The following is a 21,765-nucleotide window of genomic DNA, read 5'->3' on the forward strand; positions in this document are numbered from 1 at the left end:
TCAATACCGTGCGGCTTGTACAGCGAAATATTGCGTTCAGGACTCAAAAATCGTGCCAGACAGCCGTGGGCGTGTCCCGGCCATCCGCGCTTCATCTGCCGGTGCGAGGAAGGCCGGAACACGCCCGGCCATGACGATAAGAGCATGGCGGCCCGGCCAAACAATTCTCCCCGTCGCCGCTATCCTGATACCTATGGGATAACCCAGGTTACGGCGTGGAAGACCGTATCCCCCAAAATGAGCACATCTGCATGGACGTATCTGCACTTGCGAGTCATTTGCATATGGGCTAGCTCTGTCCAAGGACAGGGATGGACGCAAGTGTATATCTGCCTTTGCAACGCACTGACCGACCGGAAGCTCAAGCAGGCCGCAATGGCAACGGGCAGCACCCGTCCTGGCGAAATATACGCCGCCTGCGGCTGCCGGGCGCAGTGCGGGCAATGCGTGCAGGCCGTCCTCAACCTGGTGCGCGACCACGCCAGCCAGATGACGGAGCAACTGCAAGGCGCCGATTGACGGCCGGCCGGCGCACACCAAGGTTTGCCTCGACGTGACGCCGCGAAGCGTCCAGGATCGATCCGCCTATGACGGAGGAATCCCATGCTTCGAGACCCCAAGGTGGTTGAGCACCTGAACACGCAGCTCACCAATGAGCTGACCGCCATCAACCAATACTTCCTCCACGCCCGCATCCTGAAACACTGGGGCGTCACCAAGCTCGGCAAGCAGGAATACGACGAGTCGATCGAGGAGATGAAGCACGCGGACAAGCTGATCGAGCGAATCCTGTTCCTCGACGGCCTGCCCAATGTCCAGCGGCTGAACCAGATCGCCGTCGGCGAAACCGTGGAGGAAATCCTCAACGCCGATCTCAGCCTGGAAACCAAGGCGCTCGACGACCTGCGGGAAGGCATCGCCTATTGCGAGAGCGTGCGCGACTACGTCTCCCGCGACCTGCTAGTGTACATCTTGGACAGCGAGGAAGACCATGTCGACTTCCTCGAACGCCAGTTCGACCTGATCAAGCAGATCGGGATCGAGCGCTATATTCTGCTGAACGCCGCCCCCGCCCCGGAGCAAGGGCCGTCATAACGCCCCGGGGTCAAGCCTTCTCGAACAGACGCTGCCCAACATATTCGCCCTGCCGGATGCCGGCAGGGATGGCGAACAGCCCGCCGCCTGTGTGCGTCACGAACTGGTTCAGCATGTCGAACTTCGCCATTTTCTCGAACAGCTTGACGAAGCCCGTCCGCGGATCGGTCTGATAGCACAGGAACAGCAGGCCAGCGTCGTACTCCATCCCCTGGCGCCACGGCGGCCAGCGCTCCGCGGTGAAGTTCACGCCGTCGTTGTAGGAATAGCCCCGGCGCAGGATCTCGGCCGCGCCGTTGGCTGCGGCGTTGCCCAGCCGCACATGCGCGTTTTCCGGAATGATCGGGTTTTCGTCGGCATCGGTCCGGTCGAGACCCAGTGGTTCGAACTCGCCTTTCAAACCCAGCGGCGCCCCGGAGTATTTCTGCCGTCCGAACGTCTGCTCCTGGAACGAAACCTTGGTGCGGTCCCAGTGCTCCAGCGCCATCCGAATGCGCCGCACGACAAGGTAGCTGCCGCCACGCATCCATACCGGCCCGTCGTCGCCGACCCAGACGGCCTTGGCCACGTCCGGCGGCGATTGCGTGCCGTCCTTGAAACCCATCAGGTTCCGCGTCGTCGAGCCGTCGGCGGGCGGCGATGTAAAGCCAGTCTGCGACCAGCGAAGATCGGCCGCGTCGTAAGACAAACGAGCCAACTGGCGGACGGCGTGGAACGCGACCTGCGGGTCGTCGGCGCAGGCCTGGATCGACAGGTCGCCGTCCGTCTTCTCAGCCACCATCTGGTCGCCGTTGAACCGCGGCAGGTCGATCAGGGCGTCCGGCCGCGAGCCAGCCAGCCCGTAACGATCCTTGCCGTCCTTGACGAACAGGCCTGGACCGAAGCCGAACGTAATCGTCAGCCGAGCCGGCGATAGCCCCAGGGCGTCAGCGGAATCCGGCCCCGGAGCGTCGTGGTCGGTTCCCATCGGTTCGGCGGTCTGCCCGGCGGTCAACCGAGCGGCGGCGTTCGTCCAGGTTTTCAACAGCGCGATGACGTCGTCGCGCTTTTCCGTGGTCAGGTCGAACGCGGCGAAATAGCAATGCGATTGCTGCTTCGTCGTGATGCCAGCCTGATGGTCGCCCCAGAACGCCTCGGTCGTGGCGGGCAGTTTGGCGACCGCCGCATCCGGGGCCGCCCGAGCCGCGACCTGGACGCCCGCCGAGGCAACCAGTCCACCGGCGGCGGCCAGCAGACCTCGACGGGAAGAGCGCAGACGGTTCATCGTGACTCCACGATCGTGTTCATATCATCTTCGACATAATAGAATGCTTTGCCGTCGGGCCGCATGGCGATCCCGAACAGGTCGCCATTGCCGGGTGGCGATTGCGCCTGGTTGTTATCGATCCACTGCGCATAAATCTGCTTGTGCGCCAGCGGATCGATCTCCACCACTTGGCCATTCCACGCATTGCACGACAGCAGATGCCCGTTCGGCAGGATCATCAGCGCCAGCGGATGGCTCAGCAGCCCGTCCTTGGTGATTTCCTGACCCGTGCCGGCGCTGGTGGTCCGTGTCGTTGCGTCCGAAATCGCATCGATGCGGTTGTCGAGCGCATCGGAGACATACAGCGTGTGATCCGGGGCGATCGCCAGCCCGGTGGGACCCAACAAGAAATCACCCTTGTCCGCTCGGGCACTGAAGCCGCTGCCAATGACGGTCTTATTCTGGATCGTCGGCGGTTTGCCCGGCGGAATAGTCAATTCGATCCGCATCACGGTCGCTTTGTGCAAGGTGATCGGGTAGCCGGACGACGGATCGCGCACCTGCGGTCCCGGCAGGTCGAAACCCGCCATGCTGATGAACAAGGTGGCGGACGTCCCGTTATCGATGACCGCCATGTTGCCCCAGGGGCCGTTGATATCGGGTCCGGTCCAGGTATCCACCAACTGGCCGTTGGAATCGAGCACCAGCAGGCAGCCGTTGCCTCGGGTCCGGGTGGTGCCGTCGTTGCTGGGCAGGCTGCCGACGATCACCCAGCCGGTTTTCAGCATCGTCATCGCGGTGGTCAGCCCGACGCCACCGGGGCATTGCGGCAGGTTGTGCGGCAGCTTGGCGAACAACTCGGTCTTCTTGGTCGACGGGTTGTAATGGACGATCGTCGTGCCGAGGCCCTGCAAGTTCGAGATGTTGTTGAAGTTGTCGACCAGCACGTCGTCCTTCTGGATCTTCCCGGCCGAGACCGGCGCCACGACCAGCGCATATGGGTTTTGGTCACCGTTGTCCGGCACGGTGGACGTCAGGGTGACATGCCGCTTCACCGTCTCCAGGAACCCGCGCGGGGCATCCGCCCGAGCCGGAAGGGCTAGGACAACCAGGGCGGCGGCCAGCACCACGGCCAGGCCGGCGGACCAGTGTCGGCGTTGGTGATCGAAGGGCAGGGTCATGTTAGGCATCCAAGATGACGGCGATGTGGACGTGACTAGATGCGAGTTAGTCGCATTATTGAAATCCGGTGCGCCGGTCAAGGCCGGAACGCGGGTGATGGTCGGCATGATGCCCTCTCAGAACAGGATGTTCGTGCGAACGCCAAGCACCAGTTCGTTGCCGATGCGATGTCCGGGATTGTTGGGATCGGCCAGCCCGCCGCCGGGCGTAAACACATACTGCGCGTCCGGCTGGATCTGCAGCCACGGCGTCGCCTGGTATTGGTAGGTCGCCTCGATATAGGTCTCGCTGCTGCGGATTGGGGTGTAGACCCCGGTGTCGATTGCCGTCGCCTGGTCCAACGCCGAGGCGAAACCGCTCACCTTGGCGAAGCCGAACCCGAGGCCGAACGTGTCGGCGTCGCGATGCAGGAACGGTTCATGGACCGTCACGCCGGCGTTGGCGCTGAACGTGATCAGATTGCGATTGGCCTGCGGTGCCCCCAGCACGCGGGCAAACACGTTGACCGTCCGGTCGCCCTCATGCGGATCGACCCAGACCAGTTGGTCGGCGACGGCATAGACGCTGAAATCGCCATGATGGTTCAGCGGTATGCCGTTGCTCGAGGGACTGGCGAGCGACACGCCGTTGAAGTCGTAGGCTTGGTCGGCGAAATTCTCCGAATCATACCAGAAACCCAGTTTGTACACCCGGGACAGCGGCTGCGGCGTATCCGCGCTGATCATGGAACCCAGGGCAGGGTAGGTGAACTGCATCTCCCCGATCACCATCACGCCGTTATGCAACGGAAAGCTGGTGCCGGACGCGTTGACCGCCTGGGGATCGCCATTGTTGTTGGCCACCGGGCTGCCGTTGAACACGCCCAGCAGGAATGTCAGCGAATCGATCGGACGATAGCGAAAGCGGATGCCCAGCGCCGACAACGGATAGGCCGGGCCGCCGCCGGGCAGATCGGCCGACGGCACCATCGGCCATCCGAACATCGTGTTGATGAAGTAGCCGGCGTTCTGGCTGACCATGAATTCCTGGTCCAGGCTCTGCTGGCCGATCTTGATATCAAGCCGGTCTTCATCCAGGAATTTCTGCTGATACCAGAGTTCCCACAGCCGGGTCGAACGATCCGCCTCGATCCCGCTCGCCGTTTGCAGGGTTTGCAGGTTGTCGGAACTCAGGCTTCTGCCATGAAGTTGCAGCGCGCTGATGTTGAATGTGCCGCCATACCAGCCAAAAGCGCGGTTAGTATCCAATTGCAACAGCATCTGCGTCAGGCCGTCATAGTCCGCGCCCCTGTGGGTGCCTCCGCTGACGTTGCCCAGCACCTCACTGGTTTCCTGGATCGCAAGCGAGATGCCGTACTTGGCCAGTTCCGTGCGCAGGCCGCCCATGTCACCCAGCAACAGGCTGGTGCGCCCCAACTTGTCGACAAAAGAACCGCCCGCTCCGCTCTGATCCGTCTGCAGATCTTCGTCAGTCGGCACACTCAGCGACGGCGGTGCGGCGAGGGCCGCATGCAACAAGGCCGCCCCGCCCGTCCACGCCGACGCCACGGCGATCAGCCGCAACCCGGTCATCGAGGACAATGTCATGCGCTTGACGATGGGCTGGTGGCCGGCCGTCCTGGTGTCGTGAGGCATTCCCATTTGCTCCTGATTGCGTAGGGCTTGATATGACGCAATTGAGAATGATTTGCAATAACGGTGCAACTGCGAATAATTAGCAGCCAGCCGGTTGAACCGTCCGGTGCGACCGGGATACAGACAATCCTGGTAGGAGGATTTCATTGATGCCTGACGACCGTTCGACGTCCTGGCGGTTCGGCGCCACCAGCCTGATCCTGGCCGGGCTATGCCTGTGCGGACCCGCGGTAGCCGAGGACCCGCCACAGATCAAGGTCACGCTGAAGGATCACCGCTTCGATCCGGCCGAGATCCACGTCAAAACCGGTCAGCCCACGACCCTGGTGGTCACCAACATGGACACCACGCCCGAGGAATTCGATTCCACCGCGCTACAAGTCGAGAAGGTCATCGTCGGCGGCCGCTACGGCATCATCAAGCTCCATCCGCTCGGTCCCGGGCGCTTCCCATTCATGGGCGAGTTTCATCCCGATACCGCAAAGGGAGTCGTGATCTCCGAATAGCGGCATGGGTCGGACTTATTCAGTCAGCCTGAAGTCGTCGTTACCGTGCGCGCATCCACATCGATCGTAAAACGATCTGTCTCGGTCAGCGGCGGCGTCTTCGTTTCCTCGTAAGGCGCCGAGAAATAAATGCCTGTGATCGCGGTCTTGCTGACCTCCAGCCGCAGGAAGCCGAAATTGTCTTGATCGTACTGTTCCAGGGTCAGGGTGTCGGACACCTCCAGCGGTACGGTAGGGTATTCGGAATGGACTTTGTGCAGCTTGCCAAGCTTGGTGTAGCCGCCGGCACCGGCTACGACGCACGGGATCTCGATGTGACCCTTCGGGCTAGCCTGCTTCACCGTGAATCGCTGGTAGTTGTGGACATGGCCGGACAGGATCAGATGCGGGTAGCGGCCGGTTGCCGCGAAGCTCTCGAACAGCACTTTCTCCGCGACGCTGCTGCCGGAATGTTCGGTATCGCCGGAAAACGGCGGATGGTGGATGGCCACGATCAGCGCCAGGTTCGGATCGGCCGCGGTCAACTCGCCTTTGAACCAGGCGATCTGATCGGGATGCAGTTCGGCCTCGGTTTCGCTGACGTTGGAGAACAATCCGATGATGGTGGCGAACGGCGTCGTGAAGGTCCAGTAGACGTTGGGCAGGTCCATCTGGGTCCGCGACGACGACGTCTTCAGCGACCCGAGCTTGCTGGGGTCCTTCGACATGAAGTTCTGCACCCAGCCGTCGAGCGGCACCTTGTTCGGATCGACCGGCCCATCTTGCGGATCATCCGGCTGGCAGTCGTGATTGCCCGGGATCGCCACGATCAGGCCGGGATATTCGTTGTAGGTTTCGTAGAAATTCTCGCCGTACATATCGATATCGCCAGCGAAATAGACCACGTCGCCGAGGTGATAGAAGAATGCGGGCGCCTTGCCCTCCGGCTGGGCGTCATAATCCTCCGTCATCATGGCGGAGACGAAATCCATCTGCTTGCCGCGCTCATCGCCGGTGTCGCCGACGGTGTGGAACACCAGGGAACCCGACTCGGTGATCCGCTGCACGTCCTCAGTATGCAGCAGATGCGACAAATCGAAACGATATGGCGCGGGCCCGTTGGGCGTGGGTAAAGGCTGGAATGGAAAATGCGGTGCGACGAAATGCGTCGACTGCACCGGCAGCTTTGCCCCGGCCGCATGAGATGTGGGCGCCGTAGGGGTATGATGACGCCGGTTGCCTGTGCCACGGCCGTGGGTGAGTCTGTGCTTGCTCATGCGATCTCCTGAGACGGAACATTCCACGTGTCGTATCGACAGTCGCACGGCTTGGTCGGTGCCTGCGGGCTCGGGAACTTGAGGGGACACCGGGCGTTGATCGATCCGACCGGTTCAGTAACAAAGGCGAAGACCGTCGATACCAGCCACGAGTCTATTGATCGCCGGCGGGGTGTGCATCGGAACGTTTTATGACAGCTGCTGACCCCGACGGGACCGCAAACCGGTCTCAATATCACCCCTGCTTTGGGGCAGCTTTATCACAATACGCTTCAGCGATCCAGACAGGCCGGTCCGGAGGCCTGAAGCTCAGAAGCCCTGCCTGGCGATGTCCATCGCGAAGTAGGTCAGGATCAGGTCGGCGCCGGCGCGCTTGATCGCACCCAGGCTTTCCCGCACCACCCGATGTTCGTCGATCGCCCCAGCCAGCGCGGCGAACTTGATCATCGCGTATTCGCCGCTGACCTGGTACGCGGCCAGCGGCAGCAAGCTGCGCTGCCGGATCCGCGACAACACGTCCAGATACGGCATCGCCGGCTTCACCATCAGGATGTCGGCGCCCTCGGCCTCATCCAGGTCAGACTCCCGCAGCGCTTCCCGCCCGTTCATCGGGTTCATCTGATACGCCTTGCGATCGCCCTGCAGGTCGCAGCCCGCCGCCGCCCTGAACGGCCCGTAGAACGCCGAGGCGAACTTCGACGAGTACGCCATGATCGGAATCCCGTCGAACCCGTTGCCGTCCAGCGCCGAACGGATCGCCGCCACCTGGCCGTCCATCATCGCCGAGGGCGCGATCATGTCCGCCCCGGCCTCCGCCGCGACCACCGACTGCCGGCCCAGGTTCTCGATCGTGTGGTCGTTATGCACGTCGCTGCCGTGGATCACTCCGCAATGGCCATGCGTGGTGTATTCGCAGAAGCATGTGTCGGAGATCACCATCAGTTCCGGCGCCGCGTCTTTCGCCCGCTTGATCATGCGCGCCAGCAACCCGTCCCGGTTCCACGAGTCACTGCCGATATCGTCCTTCCGATGGCTCACCCCGAACGTCATCACCGCCTTGATCCCCGTCGCGGCGATCTCCTTTACCGCGACGTCCAGCTTGTGTTCCGGAATCCGGAACACGCCCGGCATGGACTCCACCGGGGCGAAGTCGTCCAGTTCCTCCTCGACGAAGATCGGATAGATCAGGTCGTTCACCGAAACGGTGTTCTCCTGCAGCAAATCCCGCATCGCCTGGTTGGACCGCAGGCGGCGAAGGCGCATGGAGGGGAAGCTGTTGACCATCCCGAGAATCCCTAAAACATGATCGCGTCGGGCAGAACGTCCAAAGCGCGCGAATCGTGTGGTCCAATGCAGCGCAAGACCAACCCCAGGCGTCACCGCCAGCCTGAATTTGGCCTAGGCGAGCGGCGAGGGCCTGTGGCGCGTGCCGTCCGTGAACCGGCTATAGCGGAAAGGCGTCGGATCGACCACCGGCGTTTCGCCCATCACCAGTTCCGCCATCAGGCGCCCCGCGCCGGGGGCGATTCCGAAGCCATGCCCAGTAAACCCGGTGGCGATGAAAAAGCCCGGCAGCGCGTCCACCCCGGAGATCACCGGAATACCGTCCGGGGTGACGTCGATCATCCCGCCCCAGCTTTCGGCGACCCGCATCCCGTGGAACACCGGGAAAGCTTCGGTCACATGGGTACGGGCCTGCTTCAGAATCGCCTGGTGCGCCGGCGGGTCCAGCACGCGAACCGCTTCGAACGGGGAGGGCCGATCCAGCCGCCATCGCCGCGGCAGGAGCAATTCGCGCACGAACCGCCCACCGAGACGCGGTTTGACGCTACCCCGCTGCATCAGCATCGCCGGCAGGAAATCGCCGAGAAAGCGAAACGTATCCGGGACGATGTCGGCGATGTTGCCGTTCCAGCTTGCCAGCGTGTAACCGCCGTCCAGCCGCTTGCGCAGGCCAAACCCGAAGCCGCTGGCCGAGGTCTCCGGGCCACCAGCCAACGGTTCGGTACGCATCACCGAGGACAATACCTTCAATTGCGGCAACCGCAGGTCCAGCGGGCGGCAGAACAGTCGCGACCAAACTCCACCGGCCAGCACCACCGACTCGCAGGCGATCGTGCCCCGCTCCGTCACCACCCCGGCGATCCGGCCACCCTGAGTCTCGACGCCCCGTACCGCGCACTGGGTCAGGATCGTTGCCCCCAGCCGCCGAGCGGCTTCCGCGATCGCCGGCGCTGCGTGCGCCGGTTCCGCTCGGCCGTCGCTGGGTGTGGACAGCCCGCCCAACCACGGGCCCGCGAGACCGGGCAGCACCCGGGTCAACTGATTGCGGCTTAGCAACCGGCTGTCGAGTTGGAACGGCTTGCCGACGGACTCCAGCCACGCCTCGCGCTTCGCCAGTTCCTTCTGCGTCCGGCACAGATAAATGATGCCATCGCGGCGGAAGCCCGTTTCGGCGCCGACCAGCGTGTTCATCTCGGGCCACAACCGCAGTGCCTCTATCGCCAGCGGGATTTCCCGCGGGTCGCGGCCCATTTTGCGGCACCAGCCCCAGTTGCGGCTGGACTGCTCGCCGGCGATCTCGCCCTTTTCGCATAGCACGACCTTGATGCCTTTGCGGGCAAGAAAAAACGCCGTGCAGACGCCGATGATACCGCCACCGATCACGACGACGCGGGCTGTCGCCGGATGGGAGGGGTCGGTGCGGACGCGATCGACAGATGGGGCCATGCGGGATTCCGGGTAGTGATTAAAAAACCGAGTGCACGAATGCGATCCTCACGCTGCCGTGATCATATCGTTACCGTCCTGGCATGGCGAGAGTGCGGCGCTTGTGGCAAATCTCGCCGTTCCATGTTGCCCTTGCCGCCATCCCGCATTCATCTGGCTGGTTTTGCGTCGATGCCCGATCGGCTGGTGGTTTGGCTGCGCGCGGTCGCCGTTCCCGGTGTATGGCCGGGATTGTCCATCATTGGCATCGTATTGGCCACTCTTCTGGCATCATGGCTGACAGGCCAGGTTTGGGTCGCCGCGATGGTCGGGGTCGCCGGCATGGTCCTGGCGGCGTGGCCTTCGGTCAAGATGCTGGCGGTCGCGCGCGATGCTCTCGACAGGACAGAGCGGGCGCGTGCGGCGATGGAACAGGCGCTGCGGCGCTCCCAAAAGATGGAGGCGCTGGGCAGGCTGACCGTCGGTGCCGCGCATGACTTCAACAACCACCTGACGGTGATCAGCAGCAACGTGGAGATGGTGGCCAATCGCCTGGATGGCACCCAGCAGCGACTGCTGCGTCACACTGAGGCAGCCTTGCAGGCCGTGCAGCGGGCCGCCGCGCTGACTGGATTGCTGCTGTCGTTCTCCCGCCAGCCAGTCCCGGAGCCCGAGGCGGTACCCGTCGATCGGTTGCTGATCGGGGTATCCGACCTGCTGCGGCGTGCCCTGGGCGATCGCATCGGCCTGGATGTGGTGTCGTCCGACGTGTCGTGGTTCACGTGGGCCGACGTGACGCAAATGGAGAACGCGCTGCTCTCCCTGGCGATCAATGCCCGCGATCGGGGCCCCGACGGGGCGAAGCTGATCATTGCGGTGTCGAATATTCACCTGGATGCGGTTTTCGAGGCTGCGTATCCCTCCGTGCCGCCGGGCGACTACGTCCAGATCGCGGTCGGCGGCGCCCCCGAAGCCGACGAGCCGCAAGCCTGGTTGCCGGCCGACGACCTGAGCAGCGCCTATCTATCCGTCGCACGCGCGTTCGTGCAGGAGGCCAATGGGTTTCTGTTGCGACCGGCCGCCGCGGCAGGCGGATTGTCACTGCGGCTTGTCCTGCCGCGCTGTGTGCCACCCACAACCACCATTTCGCACCATGATGCCGGCGGGCGGACAACGATCCTGGTGGTGGAGGACGACGCGGCGGTGCGCTCGTCCTGCGTTAAGATGTTACGGAAACTGGATTATGATGTGCTGGAAGCGCCGGATGCAATGGAGGCATTCCGCCTGATCGCCGACCACGGTGGGATCGATCTGTTGTTCACCGATATTGGCCTGCCGGGCGGCGTCAGCGGGCGCGCGTTGGCAGAGGCCGCACGCGACGTCGACGCGGGCATAAAGGTGCTGTTCACCACCGGCTACGAGCAGGTCGATCCGCCGCTGCGCGCCGCTACGGCACTGCTTCGCAAGCCGTTCAGCGCGGCGCAGTTGGCAGCCATGGTGCGTGACGTGTTGGCTGCCGAACGCCCGGTGGTGGGTTCAGAGACGGCACAGAACTAGATCTTGGCCCTCAGTGGCCTGCCGATTCCAGGAAGCCGTCGCAAAAGGCGATCAGGGCCATCTCCGGGCGGTCGGTTCATACGTGACCCGTCAACCGATCAGCGCAGCGACTTCCTCGGCGGGGCGGCACAGGCGGACGCCGCGTGGCGTAACGACGACCGGCCGTTCCAGCAGGATCGGATGGGTCAGAATGGCGTCGATCAGGCTGTCGTCGGATTTCGCCGGGTCCTCGAGGCCAAGTTCCTCATACGGTGTGCCCTTGCGGCGCAGGATCTGGCGTGGCGTCTTGCCCATCCGTTCCAAGAGCGAGACCAACTCGGCGCGGGTCGGCGGCGTCTTCAGATATTCGATGACCGTGGGTTCCAGCCCTGCCTCTCGCAGAATCCCCAGGACTTTACGGGACGTACCGCAATTCGGATTATGATAGATGATCGTTTCGGCGGTTCGGGGCATTGCGTCGCTCCTCTGGTCGGGTACGCATTTATCCCCGACCTGACGGCGCCGATCAATGCCGGGGGAGGGGGCGTATGCTGATCCGGTGGGACGAACTTGGGTCTTCCGGTGCCGATGTGGCGGACGGTCGGATCGTGACAGTGTCCGGATACCTCGTGGCGGTGCCAGGCCAGAAGCGGGCGGTGCGCTTCCTGTTGACGCAAGAACCCGGCTGCTGCCCTGGCTGCGCGCCGCGCGATCCCAGGGGGACGATCGAGATCGAGGCACATGCGCCGGTGCCGCTGTGCGTGGGGGCGGTGCGTCTGTCCGGTGTATGGCACGTCCGCGGCGCGGCCGAAGGGCACGCGCGCTATCGGTTGGCCGACGCCCGCCCGGTCGATCCGCCGGGATGGGCGGGGATCACGCGCCGGCGGGCACTGACGGCTGGGCCTTTGATGTGTCTGGCCGCTCCGGTCGCTCCGGACGGCGCGCGGGCGGCGATGGAGGCAACTACCACGGTCGATCTGCACAGCCATGCCGGCGGCATCGCCAGCATGGTTCGGATGCGGAGCGGGTCGGCGTTCGGCCCGGTCAGCGTGCCGATGCGCAAGGGCGGGATGGCGGCGGTCTGCCTGGCGGTCGTCTCCGATAGTCCGACCCACAGGTTGATCGACGGAAAGATCCGTCCCTACCGCGATCCCGATCCGAACGAGCTATATGCATACGGCCAACTTGCCTTCGGGCGTCTGCACGACATGGCGCGGACCCAGGGCCTGGCGATCGTGACCGACGCGGAGGGCCTGCGCGCGGCCGCGGCTGGCAAGCCCTCCGTCATCATCGCGGCCGAGGGTGCCGACTTCCTCGAAGGTCAACCCGATCGGGTGGAGGAGGCTTACAAGCGCTGGTCGTTGCGTCATCTGCAACTGACTCACTACCGGGTGAACGAGTTTGGCGACATCCAGACCGAACCGCCGGTGCATGGTGGCCTGACCGACACCGGTGCCGAGGTGATCCGCCGCTGCAACCGTTTGGGCATCGTGGTCGATGTCGCGCACGGCACGTTCGACCTGGTCAAACGCGCCGTAGCGGTAACGACAAAACCGCTGGTGCTCTCGCATACGTCCCTGGCCACCAGGCCGTCCCGCTTCAGCCGCCTGATCGTGCCGGAGCATGGCCGTCTGGTGGCGCAAACCGGGGGCGTGATCGGCGTATGGCCACCTGTGTCGGTGTTTCCGACGATGGACGCGCTCGCCGCCGGCATGGCGCGTATGGTGGACGCGGTCGGCGTGGATCACGTCGGGCTGGGCAGCGATATGCTCGGGCTGGTCGGCCCAAGCACGTTCCCCGACTACGATCGCCTGCCAGCGCTGGCCGAGGCGCTGCTCGGGGCAGGATTCAGCGCGATCGATACCGGAAAGATACTGGGCGGGAACTATGTCCGAGTATTCGAGGCCTGTATGGCTTGATTTGATCCCCGCTCGTCATTGATGGATGCACCGATGCCGGGGCGTGTCGCTGCGACTGGCACAGGCACTTGGGATTCCGGCGTTTTCGACGTTGGCCTTCTGTCAGGTCTCGATATCGCGCGTCGTGGCGCGATTGCCGACTACAGCGAATCCCGCCGTTGTTGGACAAGTTCTACCATGATGCCTTCCGGGCCGCGGATGAACGCCAGATAGGTTCCGGCATCCCGGGTCAGCGGGCCGATCGCCACATCCGCGCCTTTTGCCCGGAGCGCGGCTATCGTGGCATCCAGATCCGCGATGGTGAAGCCGATGTGCTCCAGGCCGTAGTACGGGAATCCCGGGGCCGGGGTCATCGGATCATGCGGATGGGTGGGGGCGATCAGAATTTTCTGGCCACCCACGATCATGGTGACGCGCATCTGGCCGGGATACAGCGTGCCCGGCGGATAGATGCCGCGCGTTGCCTGGGCGTCAAACATCGTCTCGAAAAACCGAGCGGTGGCGTCGGGATCGGGGCTGCGGAGGTGCAGGTGGTCGAATTGGAATGTTCCCATTGTCCGAATGTTAACAGGGTGGCGTTCGCGGTCAACACGGGCGCTTGCGCGCGCTGCGGTCCTTGCGCAGTGTAGGGTTGGCGGCGGGGATCAAGGATCGGGCAGCGGTCCAGCCTCGGCGCACTGGGATCCGGCGCTCTGGGGGATGTATCGACACGATGCCTGAAAATTCGACGCCGCTTTTGTCCGTGCGGGGTGTGACCCTTCGTTTTGGCGGCGTGGTCGCCCTGGATGATGTCAGCTTTGACGTCATGCCCGGGCAGATCGCCGGGCTGATCGGCCCCAATGGCGCCGGGAAGACGACATTGTTCAACTGCCTCAGCCGGCTGTACCAGCCCAGTGCTGGAGAAATCACGTTCGAAGGCCAGTCGGTCCTGTCGGTGCCCCGGCACAAAATTCCAATGATCGGGATCGGACGGACGTTCCAGAACGTCGCATTGTTCGATCGGTTGACGGTGCTGGAGAACGTGATGGTCGGCCGCCACAGCCGTACCAGCGCGGGCTTTGTCGAGAACGCCTTGCGGCTGCCGTCGGTGGGACGGGAAGAAGCGACGATACGCGACAAGGCGATGGATTTGATCGCGTTCATGAACCTTGCCGCATTCACCCATCGCGTCGTCGCGGGGCTGCCGTTTCCGATCCGGAAGCGGGTCGAGCTTGCCCGGGCACTCGCGGCCGAACCCAAGTTGCTGTTGCTGGACGAGCCGGCGGCGGGGCTGAACCATGACGAGGTGCATACGTTGGAGGGCCAGATCCGACGGGTACGTGACGTACAGGGTGTCACCGTGCTGTTGGTGGAACACCACATGAGTTTGGTGATGTCGGTGTCTGACAAAGTCGTGGTGGTGAATTTCGGGCGCAAGATCGCTGATGGGAGTCCGGAGAACGTCAGGCAGAATCCGGATGTGATCCGGGCGTATCTGGGGACCGCGGCCTGACGATCCGCTATACGGGGTTTCCAGGGACTGCCGGCCCTTGGCGGGGCTTGGGGCGGAGACCCAGGTTTTCCTCATCTTCCGGCAGCGGGAACGCCAGGACGGCACGCAGTCCGGGCCGGTTGTCTTCCAGCCGCAGTTCGCCGCCATGCAGGCGGGCGACCGCCAGGACCAGCGACAGCCCCAACCCCGATCCTGGCGTGCTGCGGGCGGACTCGCCGCGATAGAAGCGATCGGTCGCTTTTTCCCGCTCGTCCAGGGCTATCCCCGGCCCCTGGTCGCCGACCGCGACAAAGATCATGGAGGAGACATCCGCGCTCAACCGCACCACCCCGCCTTCCGGCGAGAATTTCACTGCATTGTCGACCAGATTGGCGATCGCCTGCTGGATCATTGCCTTGTCACCGTAGGCCGGGACGGTCTCCGGCGCCTGGAACTCCAACATGATGCCGCGATCCTCCGCCACCGCGCCGTACAGATCGGCGACCTCGGCCAGCAAGGGGGCCAGATCGACGCGCGCGAAGGAAGACCGGCGGGATCCGGCCTCGATCTCGGCGATGCGCAAGAGGGCCTGGAACACCGCCACGATGCCGTCGAGATCCACGGTGGCACGCTCGATCGCGGCGCGCAGGTCGTCGGGGGTTTCGGCATGGATCGCTGCATCCTCCAAACGCGTCCGAGCTCGGGTGATCGGCGTGCGGAGGTCGTGGGCGATGGCGTTGGAGACCTGCCGGACGCCGTCCATCAGACGGCCGATCCGGTCCAGCATGTCGTTGATCACTTCGGCGACCTGGTCGAATTCGTCGCCGCGGCCGCTCAGCCTGACCCGCTGGGCAAAATCCCCGCCGGCGATGGCGGTCGCCGTGGCCGAGACGTTGGCCAGGGTACGTCGGAACAGGTTGCGTATCACCAGCGCGCCAACGGTGGCCATCAGGAACACGACGACCACCGCCCACAGCAGGGCGTCCGTCAGCATTTTGCGTAGTTGCGCGCGCACCTGGACGTCGCGGCCGATCAGCAAATGGAAGCCGCCGGCCAAATTATAGCACTGCACGTTCGCCAGGGACTTCATCCCGGCACGCGCCACCGGCAGTTCGTACCACGACCCTGCCTCGCTGACGGATGGCGGCCAACTCGCCAGATTGCCGGCGACCCGTTTCATGTTTGAATCGGCCAGGAGATAGATCGCATCGTCGTCGATGTTCTGAGCCAGGCGGTCCTCTATGGTGACCACCAGGGCAGGCAGGCCACCATCGGTCCAGCGTTCGGCCAGGCCTTGGGCGTCGGCGTTGATCGCCGCCTCGGTCTGGCGGTCGAGCAGCCCGGCGGTCGCCCACCACAAGAAGACAGCGAGCGCCGTGGCGCTGATGGCCAGCAACAGGGCATAGATCGCCCCGAAGCGGAAGCCGGCGGACCGGAAGAGGCCGCGGTCGATCATCCCTGGACCGCCCTGGCCGATTTGCCGGTCAACACCGCTTCCCGATCTTTCATGGTTCGGCCATGACGGGTCGATAACGACGGTGTTGGTTGCATCACCCCATGATACTACGCCTGTTCGGCCCGTAACATGTAGCCGGCATTACGCACGGTATGGATCAGCCCGGTCGGGAACGGCTTGTCCACTTTTTGCCGCAGGCGAGACACATGCACGTCGATCACATTGGTCTGCGGATCGAAATGGTAGTCCCACACGCCTTCCAGCAGCATGGTGCGGGTGACCACCTGCCCGGCGTGGCGCATCAGGTATTCCAGCAGGCGGAACTCCCGCGGCTGCAGGTCGATCTTCTGTCCGGAGCGCTTCACCTGGCGGGACAGCAGGTCAAGTTCCAGGTCCTCGACCACCAGTTTGGTCACCGGACCTTCGCCCTTGCCCCGGCGATTCAGCGCTTCGACCCGGGCCAGCAGTTCGGCGAAGGCGAACGGTTTGGTCAGGTAATCGTCGCTGCCAGCCTTCAGGCCTTTGACGCGGTCGTCGACCTCCGCCATGGCGGACAGGATCAGGACCGGCACGGTATTTTTTTGTCCGCGCAGGGTTTCCAGGATTTTCAGCCCGTCGATGCCGCCGGGCAGCATGCGGTCGAGGACCATCGCATCGAATGTCTCGCTGGCGGCCATGAACAATCCGTCACGGCCGTTATCCGCGTGTTCCACCACATGACCGGCTTCGCGCAGGCCGCGCACGACGAAGCCGGCTACGTCCTTATCATCCTCGACCACCAGGATGCGCATCTTGCTCTCCTCTGTTCCAACTCACGCGGCGCGCCGCAGCCGCTATCCGATTGAATGATTGTGTTAAGATAGCACGCGATATCGGCTTCGCATCCTCGGCGTTTCGCGATCGACCGTCAGCCTGCCTGTGGGTCAGCCGGCCGGCGGCCGACATCCACCGGAATTTCGATCTCGTGGCCCTGGCGGCGGATCGTGATCCGAACGACGTTGCCGGGGGGGACCACGGCGACCGTGCGGATCAGGCCGCGGGAACTGTCGATCTTTTCGCCGTTGATAGCGATAACCACGTCACCCGCCTTGATTCCCGCTTTCGCCGCCGGTCCGCTGTGATCCAGGGTGGCGATCGTGACGCCGTCGTCGCGGTCCTCCACGGAGACACCTAGCCAGCCGCGCGCGATGGAACCTTTGGCGAGAAGCTGGGCGACCGTGCGGCTGACCGCCTCGCTGGGGATGGCGAAGCCGATGCCGACCGATGCCCCGGTGGGCGAGACGATCACCGAACTGACCCCGATCACCTGGCCCGCCATGTTGAACACCGGCCCGCCGGAGTTGCCGGGGTTGATCGGGGCGTCCAACTGCAGGAAATTGTCGAACGGACCGGACCCCAGGTCGCGGCCTTCCGCCGAGATGATGCCGACGGACACCGATCCGCCCAGCCCGAACGGGTTGCCGGCGGCCATAATCCAGTCGCCGACCTCGGTTTTCCGTGAATCGCCCCAAGGTACGCTGGGTAGCGGGTCGGCGGTCCTGACCTTGATCACGGCGACGTCGGTCAGTTCGTCCCGGCCCAGCACCGTGGCCGGCAACTGGCGCCCGTCAGTCAGGGAGACGACGATTTTGTCGGCATGGTCGACCACATGGTTGTTGGTGACGATGATGCCGGAGGGATCGATGATGAAGCCCGATCCGGCGCCCGCCACCTGCTCGCGCTTATTGCCGAAGCGGCGGCGGAACTCGCGGCCCAATGGCGTATCGCGCAGTTCCGGTGGCAGCTCGCCCAGTGCGTCACTGCCGGAAACGGTTTCGGTGACGGCGATATTCACGACGGCCGGCAACACCTGCTTCACCAGCGGGGCCAGGCTTTCCGGTGCGGCCCGAGCAATGGCCGATTGCGGCGAGCAAGCCGTCGCCAGCAGCGCCAGGCTGAGGAACAGACCCTGGAACAGCCGTTGCCAGGCGATTGCGTCGAGCCGGCGAGACGAGGGGAAAACTGGCATGATGAGAACGGGTTCTCCCGGTGGGCGGCGCGTGTCGGAAACACATGGCATGTGGCCGGGGCTGTAACAAGAATCCCCCACATCAGTTTTCCGAGGGATTCGCGCCATCTTCGGGCCAGCGATGTCTGGGGTAGCGACCCCGCATATCGCGGCGGGCGTCCGCCCAGGCGCCTTTCCAGAAGCCGCCGAGATCGGCGGTGACCGCGATCGGGCGGCCGGCAGGGGATAAAAGCGCCAGCCGCGGCGTGATGCGGCCGCCGGCCAGCAATGGTGTTTTCGCCATGCCGTAGAAGGCCTGTGCCTTGGCGGAGGCCAAAGGCGGTGCCTCGGTGTAATCGATGGCCGCCCGTCCGGTGGGGAGCGGCAGATGGGTGGGAAGGTCGCGGTCCAGCCGCGATGCGAGGTCCCACGGCATTGTGCCGCGCAGGATGGTGTGCAGGTCCAGCTTTTCGATATCCGATAGGCGGGTGACTCCGGCCAGATACGGTGTCAGCCAGTCCTGGACGGTGATTTTCAGGGCGGCGTCGGTCAGGTCCGGCCAGCCTGTTTCGGGTTCGATGACGTGCATCAGCGCCACGCGGGCCTGAAGTTGACGGGCAACATCGGTCCAGGGCAGCGGGCGAAGATTTTGTGCCGCGACGGCGTTGGCCAGGGCTGCCGCGGTTTGGGCAGGGTCGGCCGGTTCGGTGCGATCGGAGAGGATCAGGGCACCCAGGCGACGCCGGCGGCGGGCGAGCACCGTCCCGGTGGTCGCATCGAATGTCGCCGCTTCGATCTGCTCGGTGACTCTGGCGGCGAGGGCAGGGGGCAGGTTGCCGGGGTCCAGCGGCGCGGCGAGGCGGATGCGCGACGCGGTTTTCAGTTCCAGGGACGCGGCGACAAGCAGGCCCGCCTTGGAAAGCGGGTCGGTGATCGGCAGGCGCGCACTGCCGCCGCCGGAGAGGCGAAAGGAGCCGGGTTCGCCGCGGCGTTGCGCGATGCGGTCAGGGAAGGCGGCGGCGAGCAGCGCTCCGGGTTCCCCAGCAGCTTCGGTGTCACGGGGCACTCGCATGCGGCGGCGATATTGGTCGGCGGTCTGGCGGATACGGTGCAGGGCCCCCCGGTCGGCATTGGGGTCGCCGTGCGCGATGGCGGCCAGGCGGATGGCGATGTCCGATGGCGCGTCCTGCGAGCGCAGCGGGTCGCGTTCCTCCAGCAATGCGGCGAGGTCGGCGGCGAGGGCGGCCTGTTCCCGGGTGCCGGTGGCCAGCATCATCGCCGCCAGCCGGGGATGGGCGCCAATGCGGGCCATTTCCCGTCCGGCCACGGTGATGCGGTCTTGGGAGTCCAGCGCGCCGAGGTCTTTCAGCAACGCGGCGGCAGCGGCAACGGCACCGGCGGGGGGCTTGTCCTGGAAGGATAGGTCGGCTGGCGGAGTGCCCCAGGCAGCGCATTCCAGCACCAGGCCCGATAGTTCGGCTTCCAGGATTTCCGGGCGATCGAACGCCGGCAGGCCCCTGTGCAGGGCGGGCGACCATACGCGGATGGCGGTTCCCGGGGCCTCACGGCCCGCCCGGCCGGCGCGTTGATCGGCGGCGGCGCGGGAGATGCGGGCGGTGGTCAGCCGAGTCAGGCCGGTGGCCGGATCCAGGCGCGGGGTGCGGCGCCAGCCTCCATCCACGACGATGCGGACGCCGGGAACGGTCAGGGAGGTTTCTGCGATCGATGTCGCCAGCACGACGCGGCGGGTGTCGGCCGGACGGAGCGCCCGGTCCTGGTCGGCGGGCGGGAGATCGCCGTGGAGGGGCAGGACGAGGGCGACGCAGTTGTCCAGGGCGGCCTGGACGCGGCGGATTTCGGCCATGCCGGGCAGGAAGGCGAGGATGTCGCCTTGGTGGTTGTTCAATGCCGCGCGGATGGCTTTGACGACGGCGTCCGACAGGTCGCGGATATGGGGGATGTCGCTTTTGGTATGCTCCACCGTGACCGGGTGTTGGCGGCCGGCACTTTCGATGATGTCCGCGTCCATCAGGGTGGAGAGGCGGGCGCCATCTGCCGTGGCGGACATGGCGAGCAGCCTCAATTCCGGCCGCAGCATACGCTGAAGGTCGAGGCACAGGGCGAGGCCGAGATCGGATTCGAGCGAACGTTCGTGAATCTCATCCAAAATGACCGCCGCGACGCCGTCCAGGCCGGGATCGGATTGCAGACGACGGAGCAGCAGGCCCTCGGTGATGACTTCGACGCGGGTTTCGGCGGAACCGGCGCCGTCCAGGCGGGTGCGGTAGCCGATGGTCTTCCCGAGCGGTTGGTCCAGCAGGAAGGCCATGCGGGTCGCGGCGGCGCGGGTTGCGAGGCGGCGGGGTTCCAGCATCAGGATACGGCCATCTCCACGCCAGGGGGCGTCGAGCAGGGCGAGTGGGACGAGGGTGGTCTTGCCCGCACCGGGCGGAGCAACCAGCACGGCATTGCGCCCGGCATTCAGCGCGGTGTGCAGGGCAGGCAGGGCGTCGGCAACGGGAAGATCTGGCACGGTGAAGTGGGTGATAGTGCGTGCCGGATGCGGTGGCTACGCCACATTTCGGTCGCTGTTGATCTTCCTTAGCAAAAAAAAGCCATCAATTTGAAATCGGCAGGAGAGTGCTATGGGAAACCTTCTTGTTCGAGGCGTCGACGACGACCTGATCAAACGCCTCAAGGTGCGCGCGATAGCGGGGGCCCTGATGCGTTAGCCGCGCGGATGGTGCAAACCGCCGACCCGCGCCATATTAAGGCTATCACAGCCCGGGCCTGTCATGAGTTTCCGTTCCCTTTATCGCCACGGCTTCGCTCGTGTCGCCGCGTGCACCACAACCACCGCGTTGGCCGATCCGGCGTCCAACGCGCAAACGATTCTGCGCATGGCCCGGGATTGCGACCGGCAGGCGGTGGCGGTCGCAGTATTCCCGGAACTCGGCATTTCCGGTTACGCGATCAGCGATCTGTTGCAGCAGACGGTGTTGCTGGACGCCGTGGAAACCGCGATCGAGACGATCGTCGCCGGTTCGGCCGAACTGATGCCTCTGCTGCTGGTGGGCGCGCCGCTGCGGCATCTCGGCGCTTTGTACAACTGCGCCCTGGCCATTCATCGCGGGCAGATTCTCGGTGTCGTGCCGAAAATCCATCTGCCCAACTATCGGGAGTTCTATGAACCCCGGCACTTCGTCAGTGGCGACGGCACCGATGGCGGTTGCATCACCATCGGCGGCTGCACGGTCCCGTTCGGCACCGACCTGTTGTGGGAAGCATCCGACATAAGCGGCCTGATCGTCCATGCAGAAATCTGCGAGGACATCTGGGTGCCCAATCCGCCCAGTGGAGAGGCGGCCGTCGCCGGGGCGACCGTGCTGGCGAACCTGTCGGCCAGCAACATCACCATCGGCAAGGCCGAGACCCGCCGCCTGCTGTGCCGTTCCCAGTCCGCCCGCTGTCTGGCCGCCTATCTGTATGCCGCCGCCGGGGCAGGGGAATCCACGACTGACCTCGCCTGGGACGGCCAGGCATCGGTGTTCGAGAACGGCAACACTTTGGCCGAGACCGAACGGTTTCCCGTGGCGGACCAGGCGGCGATCGCCGATATCGACCTCGACATGCTGGCACAGGAGCGCTTGCAGATGGGGTCGTTCGATACCAACCGCCGCCGCCACACGCGGGCCTTCCGCCGCATCGGCTTCACCGTGAACGCCCCCGCCGGCGACGTCGGGTTCCGCCGCAAGGTCGAGCGGTTCC

Annotated in this window: 19 protein-coding genes; 7 read left to right on the forward strand and 12 right to left on the reverse strand. The window is 64.7% G+C overall.

Annotation, left to right across the window (positions count from 1 at the left end):
- Window positions 1-321 precede the first annotated feature (321 nt).
- Window positions 322-519 (forward strand): bacterioferritin-associated ferredoxin, encoded by a 198-nt coding sequence (locus GSQ89_RS26480; RefSeq protein WP_158930927.1) that lies wholly within the window; start codon window positions 322-324, stop codon window positions 517-519.
- 84 nt (window positions 520-603) lie between these two features.
- A complete protein-coding gene (gene bfr, locus GSQ89_RS26485) occupies window positions 604-1,095 on the forward strand; it encodes a bacterioferritin (protein ID WP_158930929.1) in 492 nt (163 codons plus the stop codon).
- 10 nt (window positions 1,096-1,105) lie between these two features.
- On the opposite strand, the gene GSQ89_RS26490 is transcribed toward bfr, so the two are convergent.
- The 3 genes from GSQ89_RS26490 to GSQ89_RS26500 all read right to left on the reverse strand — a co-directional run bounded on the left by GSQ89_RS26490 (window position 1,106) and on the right by GSQ89_RS26500 (window position 5,157).
- On the reverse strand, window positions 1,106-2,359 hold the full coding sequence (locus GSQ89_RS26490) for a Dyp-type peroxidase (protein ID WP_158930931.1): 1,254 nt from the start codon (window positions 2,357-2,359) through the stop codon (window positions 1,106-1,108).
- Complete coding sequence (locus GSQ89_RS26495; RefSeq protein ID WP_158930933.1) at window positions 2,356-3,522, reverse strand: hypothetical protein; 1,167 nt, start codon at window positions 3,520-3,522, stop codon at window positions 2,356-2,358. Before GSQ89_RS26495 ends, GSQ89_RS26490 begins: the two co-directional genes overlap by 4 nt.
- 117 nt (window positions 3,523-3,639) lie before the next feature.
- On the reverse strand, window positions 3,640-5,157 hold the full coding sequence (locus GSQ89_RS26500; RefSeq protein ID WP_254073381.1) for a carbohydrate porin: 1,518 nt from the start codon (window positions 5,155-5,157) through the stop codon (window positions 3,640-3,642).
- Window positions 5,158-5,306: 149 nt separating this feature from the next.
- Here GSQ89_RS26500 and GSQ89_RS26505 point away from each other — a divergent pair, with 149 nt between their 5' ends.
- Window positions 5,307-5,663 (forward strand): cupredoxin domain-containing protein, encoded by a 357-nt coding sequence (locus GSQ89_RS26505; RefSeq protein ID WP_158930935.1) that lies wholly within the window; start codon window positions 5,307-5,309, stop codon window positions 5,661-5,663.
- Window positions 5,664-5,686: 23 nt separating this feature from the next.
- On the opposite strand, the gene GSQ89_RS26510 is transcribed toward GSQ89_RS26505, so the two are convergent.
- The 3 genes from GSQ89_RS26510 to GSQ89_RS26520 form a co-directional block, all read right to left on the reverse strand.
- Window positions 5,687-6,919, reverse strand: a complete 1,233-nt coding sequence (locus GSQ89_RS26510; protein WP_158930937.1) for a metallophosphoesterase — start codon at window positions 6,917-6,919, stop codon at window positions 5,687-5,689.
- Between the two features lie 309 nt (window positions 6,920-7,228).
- Complete coding sequence (gene hemB / locus GSQ89_RS26515) at window positions 7,229-8,203, reverse strand: porphobilinogen synthase (protein ID WP_158930939.1); 975 nt, start codon at window positions 8,201-8,203, stop codon at window positions 7,229-7,231.
- Window positions 8,204-8,317: 114 nt separating this feature from the next.
- Window positions 8,318-9,649: an FAD-binding oxidoreductase gene (locus GSQ89_RS26520; protein ID WP_158930941.1), complete on the reverse strand. Its 1,332-nt coding sequence runs from the start codon at window positions 9,647-9,649 to the stop codon at window positions 8,318-8,320.
- 171 nt (window positions 9,650-9,820) lie between these two features.
- On the opposite strand from GSQ89_RS26520, the gene GSQ89_RS26525 reads away from it, so the two are divergent.
- Window positions 9,821-11,185 carry a response regulator gene (locus GSQ89_RS26525; RefSeq protein WP_158930943.1) on the forward strand — a complete coding sequence of 455 codons (1,365 nt, stop codon included), beginning with the start codon at window positions 9,821-9,823 and terminating at the stop codon, window positions 11,183-11,185.
- Between the two features lie 90 nt (window positions 11,186-11,275).
- Here the strand turns inward: GSQ89_RS26525 and arsC are convergent, their stop codons facing one another.
- Window positions 11,276-11,638 carry an arsenate reductase (glutaredoxin) gene (arsC, locus tag GSQ89_RS26530; protein WP_158930945.1) on the reverse strand — a complete coding sequence of 121 codons (363 nt, stop codon included), beginning with the start codon at window positions 11,636-11,638 and terminating at the stop codon, window positions 11,276-11,278.
- 74 nt (window positions 11,639-11,712) lie between these two features.
- Here arsC and GSQ89_RS38755 point away from each other — a divergent pair, with 74 nt between their 5' ends.
- Window positions 11,713-13,083: a dipeptidase gene (locus GSQ89_RS38755; protein WP_216856413.1), complete on the forward strand. Its 1,371-nt coding sequence runs from the start codon at window positions 11,713-11,715 to the stop codon at window positions 13,081-13,083.
- Window positions 13,084-13,223: 140 nt separating this feature from the next.
- Here the strand turns inward: GSQ89_RS38755 and GSQ89_RS26540 are convergent, their stop codons facing one another.
- Window positions 13,224-13,637 carry a VOC family protein gene (locus tag GSQ89_RS26540; RefSeq protein WP_158930947.1) on the reverse strand — a complete coding sequence of 138 codons (414 nt, stop codon included), beginning with the start codon at window positions 13,635-13,637 and terminating at the stop codon, window positions 13,224-13,226.
- A 158-nt stretch (window positions 13,638-13,795) separates the two neighbouring features.
- Here GSQ89_RS26540 and GSQ89_RS26545 point away from each other — a divergent pair, with 158 nt between their 5' ends.
- Window positions 13,796-14,575: an ABC transporter ATP-binding protein gene (locus tag GSQ89_RS26545; RefSeq protein ID WP_158930949.1), complete on the forward strand. Its 780-nt coding sequence runs from the start codon at window positions 13,796-13,798 to the stop codon at window positions 14,573-14,575.
- A gap of 7 nt (window positions 14,576-14,582) precedes the next feature.
- On the opposite strand, the gene GSQ89_RS26550 is transcribed toward GSQ89_RS26545, so the two are convergent.
- From GSQ89_RS26550 to hrpB, 4 genes are all read right to left on the reverse strand, one after another.
- Entirely contained in the window at window positions 14,583-16,010 is a 1,428-nt protein-coding gene (locus GSQ89_RS26550; protein WP_158930951.1) for an ATP-binding protein, read from the reverse strand.
- Between the two features lie 107 nt (window positions 16,011-16,117).
- Window positions 16,118-16,801 carry a response regulator transcription factor gene (locus tag GSQ89_RS26555; RefSeq protein ID WP_158930953.1) on the reverse strand — a complete coding sequence of 228 codons (684 nt, stop codon included), beginning with the start codon at window positions 16,799-16,801 and terminating at the stop codon, window positions 16,118-16,120.
- A gap of 116 nt (window positions 16,802-16,917) precedes the next feature.
- Window positions 16,918-18,018, reverse strand: coding sequence for a trypsin-like peptidase domain-containing protein (locus tag GSQ89_RS26560; protein WP_158930955.1), 1,101 nt, complete (start codon window positions 18,016-18,018; stop codon window positions 16,918-16,920).
- 82 nt (window positions 18,019-18,100) lie between these two features.
- On the reverse strand, window positions 18,101-20,530 hold the full coding sequence (gene hrpB / locus GSQ89_RS26565; protein WP_158930957.1) for an ATP-dependent helicase HrpB: 2,430 nt from the start codon (window positions 20,528-20,530) through the stop codon (window positions 18,101-18,103).
- 262 nt (window positions 20,531-20,792) lie between these two features.
- Here hrpB and GSQ89_RS26570 point away from each other — a divergent pair.
- Window positions 20,793-21,765 (forward strand): nitrilase-related carbon-nitrogen hydrolase (locus GSQ89_RS26570; protein ID WP_305782260.1); only part of this gene is annotated, 973 nt, incomplete at its 3' end.

This window comes from Acidisphaera sp. S103 (genome assembly GCF_009765975.1).
Lineage (GTDB): Bacteria > Pseudomonadota > Alphaproteobacteria > Acetobacterales > Acetobacteraceae > Rhodopila.